This is a genomic window from Desulfosporosinus shakirovi, assembly GCF_020595055.1.
Taxonomy (GTDB): Bacteria; Bacillota; Desulfitobacteriia; order Desulfitobacteriales; family Desulfitobacteriaceae; genus Desulfosporosinus; species Desulfosporosinus shakirovi.
On record NZ_JAJDOO010000006.1, the window covers coordinates 144,742 to 158,073 of the forward strand.

Below are 13,332 nucleotides of genomic sequence, written 5' to 3' on the forward strand. Positions count from 1 at the left end.
CTTTCCTTTTCTGAATGGCTGAACCAGAAGACATCGGAGGTAAACAAGTCTTGGAGGTCCCGGGAGGTCAAAGCAGGAACAGTACTATACCCGTCGCCCAAAGGCCGGACAGCAGTTTTAGCCCCATCACCTCGTTATCTTCCCTGTCCTCAGGAGTTATATTACATTTGTAGTAGGTTTTCTCAAGAGCCATTCCCCCATTCCTGTTTAAAATTTTGGCTATTTAAGGATCTTACTAATCTAGCTTAGTAAGGCTCAAATAGCCAAATTTTCAAATAAGGTGTATTTGCAATAAGTTCTCCTATGGTCCAAAATTTTCGTTATTTCTTAAGTTCAATCTTAATCTTTAAATCCTCCCTAAAATCCATATGGGTAAACTGAGATGTACCGACACTGTACCCTTGACTTAAATCCAAGGCCGGAAATACCATGGTAAAGTCATTCGGGGAATTTTCATCCCTCCTGATATCATATCTTTGGGGATGGATATATTCCCCGGCGGTATTTTTTAAATATAAGTTGGTTCCCTGAAAATAAGGCGCTTTGCCCTCAGCCGTATAACGGACCACAGTTTCTTCCTTCTCTGTGGTGATATCTTTAATGATTAATTTCCCCATCTTCCCTTGGGAAAGCTCCAGCGGATAATTGCCATCAATTAATTGGAGGCTTTCGGAAGGCTTCTCTGTTTTCGCACTATCGCCGCTGATAACCGGAAACCTACAGGGAACGATCGTAAGAGAGCGGGGAATGGTTTTAACTGCCTGGAATTTTGCTGTCCCCTGGAAATCCTTACCGTAAGGAGCCTCATTGCCGCCGAAAGTGCCGCCTCCCGAGGAGAGCTCTATTCCCTGGTCATCAAAAACAAACCACCTATAAACGACTGTATCCATGGCTTTTGTTGCAGCGTTTTGGTCTTTGTAGTTTCCACTGAAATAAATCGTACTGTCAATTGGTGTAAGCACTATCTTATCTACCGTCACCAAGCCTTCCGGTAAATCCACCTGGTTGTTAGCCTTAAATACCCTGGTCTTCTGGACCAGTTCAGTTTTGGATACCGTGAAGGAAAAATTCCAATGACCTTTCTCGCCCATAAACTGGTCTACAGTCAAATCGATTTTCAATAAATCCGAAGTCGACGGAGAATGATAAGTTATTCTGGCAATGCTGACGTAAGTTTTTTCGTCCAGATATTCTCCTGAAAAGCCTACTCCTTTAGGGGAGCTGCCGTTAATTAGTAACCCTCCCATAATATTGGTTCCAGCCATCTGTAAATCCTCATTTCGGCTGTCACTTTTGATGGTATACCCTAAAATCAGGGTGGAATCGTCAGCCAAAGCTTCATTAATGGTCAGGGTTATGCCGTTGTCGGTGACGCTCTTGTCCACCAACTGGGAATAAGGAATATACTCTTGATAGGTTCCGAATTTATCATTAAAGATCTCAAATATCGAATGAAGAACCGGAATATTCCTGGCTAAGGCCGGAGACACCGTCCCGATGCCTATCAATATAACCAGCAACACGGCTGCAGCCATTAAACTTCTTTTTACGCTCTTCAGATAATTTTTGTTCCTGACTTCTTTCAACACATTTTTCCTGATCTTGTCTTTAAGGATTTCCGGCATCTCATCAGTCACTGGCTCCCACTCGCTTTGATCAAACCGGACTCCATTCAACAGCCCATAGATATCCTTTTCTTCCAGATTAAGATTCGGGTGATTCATCAGAGTCTCTCTCCCTTCGCGACCAGTTTTTGCTTTAAAAACTTCCGGCCCCTGGACAGCCTTTGATCCACAACATTCCTGTCCACAGAAAACGTCCTGGCAATATTTTCGATATCTTCCGAAAGAAAGTAACGCCGGATGAAAATCTCCCTGTCCTGGTCATTCATCTCCCGGATAGCCGCCAAAAGCTCTTTCCTGTTTTCCTTAGAAACCAGAATATTTTCCGGGGTAAGCTCAGCCGATAATTCCCTGTCGGTAGTCCATTCTACAGAATCCCGTTTACTTAGCTTCCTCTGATAATCAATAGCCTTATATTTAGAGACGGCTGCAATCCAGATTTTGAAATTGCCTTTGGTCTCGTCAAAACTTGCCATGTTGTTCCAAACGGATAGAAAAACATCGTTCAGACATTCTTCAACATAAGAGTTGCCGAAGCCTGTCTGAAGTACTTTGCGCACAATACTGTAAACCAGATTCCCATAGGCTTCCATGGCAAATTCCAGTGCCCTTCTGTTTTTCTTTTTCAATTGAGCCACAAAATTGGTATCATTGATCTCCACATCTTTCCGCCACCTTCATTCATTCCTTAAGAAGCTCTCAACAGTTAATTCGAAGCACTTTAGATTTTCTGACATAAATATTAAATATTTTCAGCCTGAAATCCTCCGGATTTCCGGCTGAAGATGGTTGACTATAAAAACTAATAAGCCGCCATTCATATGGCAGCTAAGAAAGGGGCTATATTTAGGTTCGGGGCCTTCAAATTCAAAGTTCCAAAACTCCAAGGATCTCCACTATTGACAATGCTTTTTTTAACCACTCTCTTTTTAATTATGAAGAAACTGCTCTTTGGACCTTTTCTTAAGTCTGATATCGCTATTGGTCAACGATTCGTGCGAACTTGAGTATCTTAGCTTAGATATCAGGCCCCATCTTATTTAGCATTAGGATTTGGAAAAGCAAGTTCCGGTATAATCTCCTGAATTGGAATCTCAAACCTGTTGCTCTTTTCATCTTGATAATGTCGATTGTTCTAAAGCCTTAACGATCTCATTGGCGGTACATGGAGTTGCTTTCAGCCAACAAATCTGCATAACTTCCCACTCTGCATCGGATATTTTGGGTGTTTCTGACAACATTAAGGTTCCTCCTCAACTATAAATTACATACGTAGTTGATATTTATATTACACTTGTAAACCATAGCTGTCAAATGAAATCTTTCCCACTCCGTTGGGTTATTACTGAATGCGATTTCAATAACATTAGAGTTTCTGAATAATAAGGGGCGTTTTCTGGAGAATCTTGGCCTTTTCACATAGGTTCCGGCATTCTGTAGCATGTACTTAGCTAGTCTGAGCCTAGCAATTTGCTCCCTGGCAACATCTTCAAAGAAAATTTTTGATGACCTCCGTGTTGTCAGAATAACCTGCGTGTCTAATATCTACGGTTAGTAATTCCATCGATTCATCCTCATTTGTCGTCGATTTTCATGATTATATCTCTAAAATTCCCTTCTTCTATAAAACTCTAAAGAAAGGCGAGCCGAAGCGGCCATCAAAATCAAGGCTAAGGCTAAGAAATAAGTGGCGATTTGCCAATCAGCTTGAGTTTGTAGCCAGTTCTCCGCTTCTTGTAGCATAGCCAAAATATTTCGGAAAGCAGGGTTGCCCACTCCTCCAAGCTCTTGCACTGTCAATCCAACTACCATAGGTAAAAATAAGAAACAGGCCAAAAATAGGATCATGCCGATCATTCTGGATCGGAGATAACCAAACTTAAAGTAAATTGGAAAATAAATAGATATTAAGACAGCCATGGCAACCAGAGCCCCTGTAATTTTCTCTAAAGAGATCCAACCTATGGGCATAGGGATTCCTATAATAGACACCACACTTTGAGCGAGCAGGCAACCTATGATTACGAGAATAGCATAGATAAAAACGGAAAGATACTTAGCTAGGACAATGTCCTGACGACGCAAGGGAAGGCTGTTCAACATTATTTCAGACTTATTTTTGTCATCCTGGGTTAGGGCTTGAATCATGAGCATGTAGGTTGCCCCTACTGTGGCAGCACTGAGGGCTCCACCTGACATAGTTCTAAAAACAAAGAGCGCAAGGAGCACGTATAACGCAGATAACCAGAGAGAACGTTTCAAAAGCAGGAGATCTTTCCTCACTAGATTAAGCATGATGCTCCCCCCTTACTGTATAAAGCATGATGTCTTCCAAGGACGGCTTTTCTAGGAGAGCTAGACCCCTAAAGCGGCGTAGGGCCTTTTCTTTATCTCGTACCAATCCTTCAAACCCGAATTGGTTAGTCTTGATACCAACAAAAAGTCTTTTGCTTTCTTCGTCGAGCAAATCGCAAGACCCTTTGATTACCCCATATTTCTCTAAGATGTCATCTTTAGGGGCGCTCAAGACGATCTCACCCTGATTAATGAACGTCACATAGTCGGCTATCTTATCTAAATCCGGGGTAATGTGGGTAGAAAAAAAGACGGAATTCCGTTCATCCTGTATCAGGGTAGCAAGGATGTCTAAGAGCTCGCTACGCGCCATTGGATCAAGGCCGGCTGTAGGCTCATCCATGATTAAGAGCTCTGCCCCATGGGAGAGGGCGATTGCCAAAGAAAACTTCATTTTCATCCCTTTAGAGAGTTGTTTAATCTTTTGTTTAGGGTTAATGACAAAGTCTTTCAAGCACTTTTCAAAGGTCTGGGGTTCCCAGTGTCTGTAAAAGGGAGCTATGATTCGGGCCATATCTCTGATAGATAGTTCTTCATAAAAGTGGTTTTCGTCAAAGACGAAGGCCATGCGATTCTTTATAGCAAGTTCATGTTCTAGGTTATCAAGACCGAATACGTTGATCTGACCACTGTCTTTACACAGCAAATTCAAAATCAGTTTGATCGTGGTGCTTTTCCCCGAGCCGTTCGGCCCGATAAAGCCCATAACATAGCCGCGTGGCAGCCGAAAACTAACATTTTTCAAGGAGAAATCCTTAAAATGCTTAGTTAGTTTATTAACAGTCAGTATGTTGTCCGTATCGACCATCCTTATTCCTCCTCTTTCCTGTTTCTCAGATTCCAGTAGTCGTCAGGGAGGATGTTATTGTTCCTCCAATAGCAGTTTGAACATTGCAAGAAGTTCTTCTCGCTCCATGCCTGCGTTTCTGGCAGCAACGATGGCTTCAGTTACTTTTTCTTCAACGACACGCAGTCGCTTCTCATATAATAATTCCTTGTTTTGGGCGGACACGAAAGATCCTTTACCACCCACGGTCTCAATATAGCCTTCCCGTTCCAGTTCCTCATAGGCCCTCTTCGTAGTTATTACGCTGATCTGTAATTCCTTAGCAAGAATACGAATAGAGGGCAACCCCTCTGCTTCCGTCAGATCGCCCTTTAGGATAAGATTTTTCATTTGGGTAACAATCTGTTGATAGATTGGCTCAGGTGAAGAATTGGCAATAATAATATTCATAGCAAGACGGCCTCCTCCTTTCTTTGATGTGACTGAACTAGCTTACAAAAAGGCTCCCTTTTGGAGGGTGCATGATTCAATGTGCCACTGGCTCGTTGGTCGGCTCCTACACCCTGCAATATGCACTGAATAAACCTATAATCGAAATCAACTTAAATAGTAAAGCCAACGTTTCTGTATATATACAGTATATACAGAAGGCGCATGAGTGTCAACCAAGGGATGCTATCTAAAGTTTGAATCTACGTGGCTGTTAACTATTAAAAAAGGCCAGACCGTCCAATACGATATGCTCCCCTCAAGGTAGACAGATTAAATAATAAAAATCAGTTAACGTTAAGGGGAGCATTTTATGGCCAAAAGCAACCAATATATAGCAGAAGAAAAATATCAAATTATAAAAGCATATGAAGATGATGATACAATTCTGTGCCTACCTTTGCATTCAACCCGTTTTTGCCACTTTGCATATAGGCGTCGCCATTCATTAAGAAAAGATAATAATCCTGCATCGTATTTAAATTTTTGCTGCTATAGATTACTCGCAGCATATAGCACACATCAAAAGACTCTATATCCTGTGGAGGATATAGGGTAGACTTTATCAAGTAACTGAATACGGTATGTTCCGCAAGCCGCCTGTCTGTACCTTCCAACGGGGAAAGCAGACTTAACGCCTTCCCATGTTTACCCAATTTCATCAAACCATATGTGGTCGTAATCCCTGTAACACGTTCGAAAAAACCACTGGGAAGCGAAGCATCACCTTTAAAATTTTTAAAACTGCTTGCCAGCCACGAACTATTTGCACTGAAATACCCGTCATCAATGACAAGATAAGTGTTTCTAAATTTTGAAAAGATTTGCCGGACTAGATTTCCCGGATAGATAAAACAAAATTAAAGGTAGTAGCTGATATTGTCTCAGTGGTAATCTTGGTCCAAGCTTACCACTGACCAATAAACATAAATAAAGTAATTAAGCCTTCCTCAAAAAAGGTTGGCTTAATGTATATTCCAACAAAAATCAGATTTACAGTTTCTTCATATGAATTGCGATAACTGATGACGGCAGGGTTAATTGGAAAGTTGTCATGCCAAAATGAACACTGTACAACTTTTACCTCATTTTTTTCTTTCTTCCCAAACGCCAATGCTGATCACGTGATTGTCTGCGTTGATAATAATTTTATCAGCGATCTCCAGCATTTCTTGCTTGGTAAAATCGGTGGTATTCAACTGATAGATGGCAAGATCGCTTAAGTTAGGCGTTTCTGTCAGAGTTAAGTTGACACGATCGATGCTATCGGTTGCCGCAGCAAGATCATAGATTTTGCTTTCTTGCTCGTTTCCATTGGCCCCGTCCAGCACCGTAAAATAGGCATTGTCATTGCCGGTAAGCTCTTCCACACGTAAAGCTCCGCTCTCTCTGCTGGTCGGGGATTTTGGAAGTCAATCAACGAAACTCCGCCCATCCCGTGACCGGAATTCGCTATCAGCCACGGCTTGCTTTCATTCTCCCTGATTAACGTAAATCCTATATACTTGTTCTCCCCAAATCATTAACTGAGGCTTCCTACCCCTAGGGATCACCTCGTTTATCCAGATATTGTACATTCCCTCACCAAACATTATCCCTTGTGAATTTGCAAATAAATACTTCGCAAAAGCGTTGCTAACTACTTGCTTAAACTCAGGATAGAAAATTTGATCATGATTCTGAATGAAATCATCGTTGTTTTGTACTTTAGTGACTTCCCCGTCAACCTCAACATATATGGGATATACTATCTGTTCGGCCAGTTTAGCCTTATTGTCGCTAAGGATATAGCCAAAGGCAGCACGCATCGAAGGAATCAATATCGTATCCCGGCGCTTTTAGCTCTATATCCTTATCAACCGACCGACCTGTTCGCTGGCAAGGCAAAACAATCCCTATATGGAAAACACTTCGGCGATCCAGAGCTTCCCGCTGCTGCCAAACGACAACCGTATCCAGCTGCTTTCACAGTATATCCGCAGCTCATAAAACCCTAAGTTTGTGATATACTCCAAGCTCGCGCTATTCGGCTTGCCGTACTCGCCGTAGAGCTGGTCGATCGTCCATCTCCGCGGCGTCCGGTTCCCGGGCAGGGACTTAAGAGTGTCCTCTATCCTATCGCCAAGCTCGATATCCCGGAGCACGCTGAGCGGCTCGCGATTCGCACAGAAGATCGTCTCCCCATAGTATATGTGTTGAAGAATATAGTTGTCGAAATGATCGGCGACGGCATCCGGTCCAGGCTTGAACTCATAACCCATGTTTCCTACATAGATATAGAGGTTCGGTGCCTCCGGCGTCCATCTGCCAATTGCGTAGTCTATCATATTTTTCGGGATTTCCCATACTTGCTGCGTTTCAGCGAAGGTCATGCCGATCGAATAGCCGTGCAGCGAAATCAGTTCCTCCTCCCGCACCCGATCATCGGGACGGAACTCCGGCCTCTCGGCGAGGGAAACCGGCGTCTCCTGGACGGTGGTATTCTTCTCGCTAACCTGATCTGCCGTGGACGGGGTAGGGGCCGACTCGGTCGAAGGTTTTGCCGTTGGCTCGGTGGTCGGCGGTGCGGTCGAAGTCGGCGGTGTTGTCGGGGCGATAGTTGCCGACGACGAGAGCGGCGGGATCACGGTCGCAGTCATATCGTCGTCTGGCGTACCGCTTGAGCAAGCTGATAATGTCAAAAGCAAAAGCGCCATGACAGGGGCCATTATCCTTGTGTGTTTCATCTTCTATATATTCCTCTTTTCTGTCCGCCGCTTAGCGGCAACTCTCGAAGCTGGAAGCACTGATAATACCCTTGCTTGCAAGGCAAGCCAAACCAGCATGGAATGGCAGCATCTTCGTGAGATAATACCTGATTTGTTTCATAAGCAGCTCCGGAACGTTACCGTCGTATTCCCTGTAAAGCCAGGAATGCTGTGATGGCATTTTGTTCGGCGTCGGCTGTCTTTAAATCGGCGTAAGCAATCAGTTTCTCCCCGTCAAAAGCAAACAGGTAAAAGGTCCTATAATTTGTTTTGAAATTGTTGATATGATAATTTACCGTAACACGATAAGGCTCGCTGTCGGTTTTAAGCGTAATGGATTTAAAAGGCACATCGATATAAGTAAGCATATGGACAATTGCAGTGACCTTTGAATTATCACCTGGATACGTATCCCGGTGTTGATATAATTTTTTCGCATACTCCTTTGGCTGGGCCAAGCGTAGAGCCTTGGCTATTCTGACCAGCGGATTGAGAATTTAAATCCTACTTTGCTGTTTTGTCACGATATACCATCAGAGCAATCCCATTTAATATGATGGTAACGATGAGAAGAACTGCCGCTACGAACGCCACAGCACCCGTTGTGTCCATTAGAGCAGACCAATCCTCAATCTTTACCAGATGATAGTTATAGAAAATCTGGAAACATAGCGAAATAGCACAAGCACTGATGCTCATAATGGAAAGAGTGACCCAACTCCTAGGGTCATGCTTTTTATATCCCATGAGATTTACAACTGGAAGTGTCCAAGCAATTAGGCCAAGCACGAGGCTGCCAAGATTAAGCAAACCAAACATAATATACTCCTTTCAGGATCAATTTGTAAGCTAAACTCACGCAAATAATGTATCTTTTATGAATTCGTAAGCACACTGATTCCCGTGTTTGGCTTTCCAACTTTCAAACATCACTGAGCCTTAACCCCCGACGGAACGTTGCCAAAAGACAGTCAAGCTTTCCGTCTGATTCAGGGGAAAAAAGTATTCACCTGGGGGATTTTCAATTCCTTCACTAGGCACCGTCATCTATGATTTGAAACTGCATGCTCGCTGTATTTGACCAAGCGTGTCTTAAGGTCGTCACCGTCTGCATAAAGCTCGGGTGTTCCATCCAACCATGAATATCTCTCAAAGAAGCGGTCAGCTGACGACGGGCCAAAGGAATATTCTCCGCCTTCGCTGCTCAGGAGAAGGGTACTCGTGCCGAGCAACGCATTCACTTCCTCCGCAAAAGCGATCATTTTAGGCGCATCCAGAGCACTGTCAGGGCACAGCACTGTCAGGGAGACGGTCAGGGGACGGTTCTTGAGACTGTCAGGGGACGGTTCTTTGTCACATTCTGATACGCTTGACCATCCTTCTATTTATCATAAGGAGCGCTGCAATTTTCTCTGACTGATAGCTCCAAATTTCCTTTTATGTCGTGGTTTTTTTTATGCTTGTGTTCCAAAGTTTTAATTAAAGTAGTATTAAGGTCCAGTTCCAGAACAATTGACTTTCCATCGGGCCGGCGCCCAAATACTTATCTACAATCTGCTCCTCCTGACCCACAGTCGATTGTTTCTACCCACCGAGATCCTGTTTGAAGTTGCGTGATTCGAATATTTTCGTTCCATCCGCAAACTGCCCTTCGTATACTTCAATTTTCTCCTTGCCGTCGGCTGTGACAAAACACAAAAAAGCACCAGTATCCGTTTGGTCATGGTTTGTATTACCCTTCACTTCAGGTTATTCAGGAATAAAGACAACAAAGCATGGTTTTTGCAACATTTATGATACGGTCTGCTCCGATTATCATTTGAAAAATGAACCGTTCACCGTTTTGCCGTCGCAGCGTACAAGGGATTTCTCCAGTTGCCGAATACGCCTTGCATTTTTGCGACTCCTCAGGGTTTTTAGACTGGACATTTTGTTTATTTCATTTTTCAGACTACCCATCAACTGCTGAAGGTCCGCGCTGTCTGTGAGAATTACCGGCCTTTTGCCGCCGCGGTAATCGCTGAGGGTGATCAGTTTTATATCCTTCGGGACCGCCCTTTTGTAACGGATAATGAAAGCTCAGTTTTTGGTCCATTCATTCTGATCAAATAGCACCTTCCCGTTTTTATCGCTGATGATCACATTGGTCAATTTTCTTGCTTCCTGCCTGAGCAATTCCGCCTTTTCCTGCGGTAAGGGAATAATGAAGGCCTTCTGATTATCGACCGGCGTCGTTGTTGTTATGTTGTTAGCGTAATAGCACGTTATCCTATCAGCATTTTTTGAAAGATTACTGTCATTAATAATCACTCTGGCATACATAATGCGGCCATACTGAGAACTGCCGCCGCTTACACCGATGGACACGGGCACAATATCCGAATTGTCGTTTCCGCTGCCTCCGCCATCATGAATGATGTTTCCATCCTGATCGGCAGTCAGACGCCTCGTTTCTATCAGGGTGCTTATGTTTTCCGGAACAATATTTTTTTCCTGGTCACTTTTATCCTCACGTTTGATTTTATAGAGCACGACAGTAAAATTGCCGATGTTTTGAACCGCCAGCGGCAATATCTTGTTCTCCGCCAAATATTGGTTAAGCTGGGCCTCCGTAAGCGGGGAATATACCTTGTCTCCGATTTCATCAATGACCTTGGACATCTTTTGGCCTGGAGCGCTGTCGGTTTTAATAATGGCCCATCCCTGATTATAAGCGATCGTGTGCAAATGATTGGTACCGTCGGCCTTTTTTTGCAGAATGTAGCCGCTCTGGCCGTCCTGTTTTAAATAGGCGCTCGGTTTGATATCCCCGTAATCCAGAGTTCTTCTAACCTGGGACAAAACGCCCAGCAGAGTTGAATCAGACTGTTCTTCCTGTTGATCGTACAGTGGTTGTTCATCGACTTTTTTCAGATCCGCCAAAGATAACTGGAATGAACCAGCAATATCCTTGTCCACATCCAGCATGTGCGATTCGTATGCTTTCAAGGCTGCATCTGCCGTATCCTCACCGTTCATTGTTTGAGCGTTTGTCAGCAAAACGGCACCTAAGACAAGGATCAGCGCTACAGATAAAACCGACCATTTATAAGAACCCTTGCCGAATAAGGAAATCATGGTTATCCTCCTTTGTATTTGAGACTTACGCCCAAGCAGGCCGACAGTACCATAAGCGTTTTTGCGGGAGCAGTTCTCCAGCAGTTTAATAATAACCCGTCCGTAGTCGCCGGAATGGTTGGCTCCTATTTTGGACAAAACGTAGGCGTCGCAGGCTATTTCACTATCCTGACGCCAGCGAGAAAATGCAACCCACAGCATGGGATTGAACCAGTGAATAATCTGCATGATGCTTATTAAAAAATAGACAGCCGTATCTTTTCGTTTGAAGTGAGCCAGTTCGTGGAGTATGACATACTCGAGTTCAGCATAGGTCAGCTGAGTTCCGATTCCCGCAGGCATCAGCAATTTGGGGTGGATTAAGCCGCAAACTGATGGGGATTTGCGGTTATCCGTTTCGAGGATAACCAGGCTGCCCGACAAGCCCAGCCTGCATTGACAGGAGGCGCAAAGGGCTAAGATTTTTTCGTCCGCGCAAGGCCGGTAATTTTTCAGTTCGCGTATAAACTTTCTTTCTTTCACCAGGGTCAAAAAAACCAAATCCCGCTATTCCCGTCAACCAGATGGCACAGAAGAGCAGTAAGTAAAAATCATGCGTATTCATGCTGTTTGGCGAACCGGAACTGTCCGGCAGAGTGGTTCCGATGACTCCGTTATGTAAATCAGGCTGATTACCGCCGTTATTTTGCGCTGATCTTGAATTGTCAATAAGATTAATCTGCTGTTCAGACATCGTATAATTGGGTGCGCCGGAAAAAAAGCCCCCAAGATTAAAGACGCTGAAAGGAGTCTCCGGCGCATAGGGTACCAGCAAACGGATTATGACCAAAAACCAGACCCAGGAGTGCCACTTTACATTTAATTTATTGCCCAACAGCAGCTTGAGCAAAATGATTACGATCGTCAGAATGCCGGCCATGACTGAAACGTTAAGCACCCATTGAAAAACCGGGAGCAAGAAACTCATGAAAAATCCGTCCTCTCCCTACTTTGTCTTTTATTTTGTTTTTACTTTGCTTTTTACGTTGTCTTTTTCTGTTCCTTTTCTTCGAGGATTTGCTTCAATCCGGCGATATCTTCTCGACTTAATTCGCATTCCTCAATAAAGTTGGCCAGCATGATATGGGGTAAACCGTCGAAGACGCGATGCAAAAATGATTGGCTTTCTGCTCTGACGCATTCCTTTTCTGAGAGTAGCGGGTAGTAATGGTAGGTTTTTTTATCCTGCGGATCAATTTTAAATCCCAGGACTTTTTTCTTCAGCAGCCTATTAATCATCGTCTTGATTGTTTTGGGCTGCCAGGTTACAATTTCGGACAAATATTCAATAACCTGATTGGCCGTACAAGGCGCTTGAGACCATATTGCTTTCATGACTTGCCATTCGGCATCCGATATCTGCGGTAGTTTCTGCATAATATACCCACCTCTTATTATGTATGACTTAAGCAAAATGGTATTACATCCGTAATCTATTTGAATACATATTACATAAGTAATCGTTGTTTGTCAATGGTTCCCAATCTAATATTCATATAGGGGTAGTAGTTAACTTCTGGGGCAATTGGATAACTGAAGAATCCATTGCTTTTTTTATATTATTTCCATGTTCCAGCCACCTTCATCGATTCCTTGAGATGTTTTGATTCATCTCCGACAATTAGACAGAATATTTTCGTCTTTACTATTGTTTATTAAACAGTAGTTAGGTATACTGCGCCGCTTGAACGCCACTGGCTATACCCAAATCGCGGAAAGAAAATCTTTAAACGGGCCGGCGCGCAAATACTATCGCCTTACGCCGACAGGTTTGGAATACCTGGACCAGATGCTGGCTGAATGGGGCGAGATCCTGCATAGCGTTTCTGCCTTAGGAATCAGGATCTAACATAATTTCAGCAGGCGTTCTTATTGTAATGCATTTATCTGCCCCAAAATTTATGTGCCCGTTTATGTCGGCGAGGCCGATCTTTCCTATATATTGGAACATGAACGCACTCATATCCGCAGGCGCGATTATCTCATTAAGACCCTTGCTTTCCTGGTGCTTAGCCTTCATTGGTTCAATCCGCTGATGTGACCGCCCTTTCCCCTCATGAGCCGGGATATGGAGATGTCCTGCGACAAAAGCGTGCTGCGCAGGCTGGGCGACGATGTCTAGGGTGGTTACTCTGGCTCTTTGCTGTCATTGTCGCAAAGAAAAGGACACATATAC

At 43.8% G+C, this 13,332-nt stretch carries 18 protein-coding genes and 1 pseudogene; 3 read left to right on the forward strand and 16 right to left on the reverse strand.

What is annotated here, in order from left to right:
- Window positions 1–320: 320 nt before the first annotated feature.
- The 6 genes and pseudogenes from LJE72_RS07515 to LJE72_RS07540 form a co-directional block, all read right to left on the reverse strand.
- Entirely contained in the window at window positions 321–1,724 is a 1,404-nt protein-coding gene (locus LJE72_RS07515) for a DUF4179 domain-containing protein (protein WP_229246997.1), read from the reverse strand.
- A complete protein-coding gene (locus LJE72_RS07520; protein WP_229246998.1) occupies window positions 1,724–2,284 on the reverse strand; it encodes a sigma-70 family RNA polymerase sigma factor in 561 nt (186 codons plus the stop codon). Before LJE72_RS07520 ends, LJE72_RS07515 begins: the two co-directional genes overlap by 1 nt.
- Before the next feature lie 462 nt (window positions 2,285–2,746).
- Window positions 2,747–2,860 (reverse strand): annotated as a pseudogene (locus tag LJE72_RS07525) (BlaI/MecI/CopY family transcriptional regulator); the annotation flags it as partial.
- A 367-nt stretch (window positions 2,861–3,227) separates the two neighbouring features.
- A complete protein-coding gene (locus LJE72_RS07530; protein ID WP_229246999.1) occupies window positions 3,228–3,917 on the reverse strand; it encodes an ABC-2 transporter permease in 690 nt (229 codons plus the stop codon).
- Window positions 3,910–4,785: an ABC transporter ATP-binding protein gene (locus LJE72_RS07535; protein ID WP_229247000.1), complete on the reverse strand. Its 876-nt coding sequence runs from the start codon at window positions 4,783–4,785 to the stop codon at window positions 3,910–3,912. Before LJE72_RS07535 ends, LJE72_RS07530 begins: the two co-directional genes overlap by 8 nt.
- A 54-nt stretch (window positions 4,786–4,839) precedes the next feature.
- Entirely contained in the window at window positions 4,840–5,214 is a 375-nt protein-coding gene (locus LJE72_RS07540; RefSeq protein ID WP_229247001.1) for a GntR family transcriptional regulator, read from the reverse strand.
- 352 nt (window positions 5,215–5,566) lie between these two features.
- Between LJE72_RS07540 and LJE72_RS07545 the strand changes: the two genes are divergently transcribed.
- Window positions 5,567–5,812, forward strand: coding sequence for a hypothetical protein (locus LJE72_RS07545; protein WP_229247002.1), 246 nt, complete (start codon window positions 5,567–5,569; stop codon window positions 5,810–5,812).
- A 526-nt stretch (window positions 5,813–6,338) separates the two neighbouring features.
- Here the strand turns inward: LJE72_RS07545 and LJE72_RS07550 are convergent.
- From LJE72_RS07550 to LJE72_RS07590, 10 genes are all read right to left on the reverse strand, one after another.
- Window positions 6,339–6,623, reverse strand: coding sequence for a hypothetical protein (locus LJE72_RS07550; protein WP_229247003.1), 285 nt, complete (start codon window positions 6,621–6,623; stop codon window positions 6,339–6,341).
- A gap of 102 nt (window positions 6,624–6,725) precedes the next feature.
- Entirely contained in the window at window positions 6,726–7,073 is a 348-nt protein-coding gene (locus LJE72_RS07555; RefSeq protein ID WP_229247004.1) for a hypothetical protein, read from the reverse strand.
- Between the two features lie 75 nt (window positions 7,074–7,148).
- Window positions 7,149–7,979 carry a hypothetical protein gene (locus tag LJE72_RS07560; protein WP_229247005.1) on the reverse strand — a complete coding sequence of 277 codons (831 nt, stop codon included), beginning with the start codon at window positions 7,977–7,979 and terminating at the stop codon, window positions 7,149–7,151.
- 158 nt (window positions 7,980–8,137) lie between these two features.
- Entirely contained in the window at window positions 8,138–8,458 is a 321-nt protein-coding gene (locus LJE72_RS07565; RefSeq protein WP_229247006.1) for a DUF4825 domain-containing protein, read from the reverse strand.
- 46 nt (window positions 8,459–8,504) lie between these two features.
- Window positions 8,505–8,819 (reverse strand): hypothetical protein, encoded by a 315-nt coding sequence (locus LJE72_RS07570; RefSeq protein WP_229247007.1) that lies wholly within the window; start codon window positions 8,817–8,819, stop codon window positions 8,505–8,507.
- Between the two features lie 224 nt (window positions 8,820–9,043).
- Entirely contained in the window at window positions 9,044–9,232 is a 189-nt protein-coding gene (locus tag LJE72_RS07575; RefSeq protein WP_229247008.1) for a hypothetical protein, read from the reverse strand.
- 352 nt (window positions 9,233–9,584) lie between these two features.
- The gene (locus LJE72_RS07580; RefSeq protein WP_229247009.1) at window positions 9,585–9,743 is read right to left on the reverse strand and encodes a hypothetical protein; all 159 of its coding nucleotides are present in this window, start codon (window positions 9,741–9,743) and stop codon (window positions 9,585–9,587) included.
- Between the two features lie 336 nt (window positions 9,744–10,079).
- Entirely contained in the window at window positions 10,080–11,621 is a 1,542-nt protein-coding gene (locus tag LJE72_RS07585) for a M56 family metallopeptidase (RefSeq protein WP_312038902.1), read from the reverse strand.
- Window positions 11,506–12,084: a M56 family metallopeptidase gene (locus LJE72_RS26185; RefSeq protein WP_282437860.1), complete on the reverse strand. Its 579-nt coding sequence runs from the start codon at window positions 12,082–12,084 to the stop codon at window positions 11,506–11,508. Before LJE72_RS26185 ends, LJE72_RS07585 begins: the two co-directional genes overlap by 116 nt.
- A gap of 53 nt (window positions 12,085–12,137) precedes the next feature.
- The gene (locus LJE72_RS07590) at window positions 12,138–12,533 is read right to left on the reverse strand and encodes a BlaI/MecI/CopY family transcriptional regulator (RefSeq protein ID WP_229247010.1); all 396 of its coding nucleotides are present in this window, start codon (window positions 12,531–12,533) and stop codon (window positions 12,138–12,140) included.
- A gap of 307 nt (window positions 12,534–12,840) precedes the next feature.
- Between LJE72_RS07590 and LJE72_RS26715 the strand changes: the two genes are divergently transcribed.
- Together LJE72_RS26715 and LJE72_RS07595 are read left to right on the forward strand one after the other, a co-directional pair.
- Complete coding sequence (locus LJE72_RS26715; RefSeq protein ID WP_396390633.1) at window positions 12,841–13,005, forward strand: PadR family transcriptional regulator; 165 nt, start codon at window positions 12,841–12,843, stop codon at window positions 13,003–13,005.
- 48 nt (window positions 13,006–13,053) lie between these two features.
- Window positions 13,054–13,197: a M56 family metallopeptidase gene (locus LJE72_RS07595; protein WP_312038903.1), complete on the forward strand. Its 144-nt coding sequence runs from the start codon at window positions 13,054–13,056 to the stop codon at window positions 13,195–13,197.
- The last annotated feature ends 135 nt before the right edge of the window (window positions 13,198–13,332 follow it).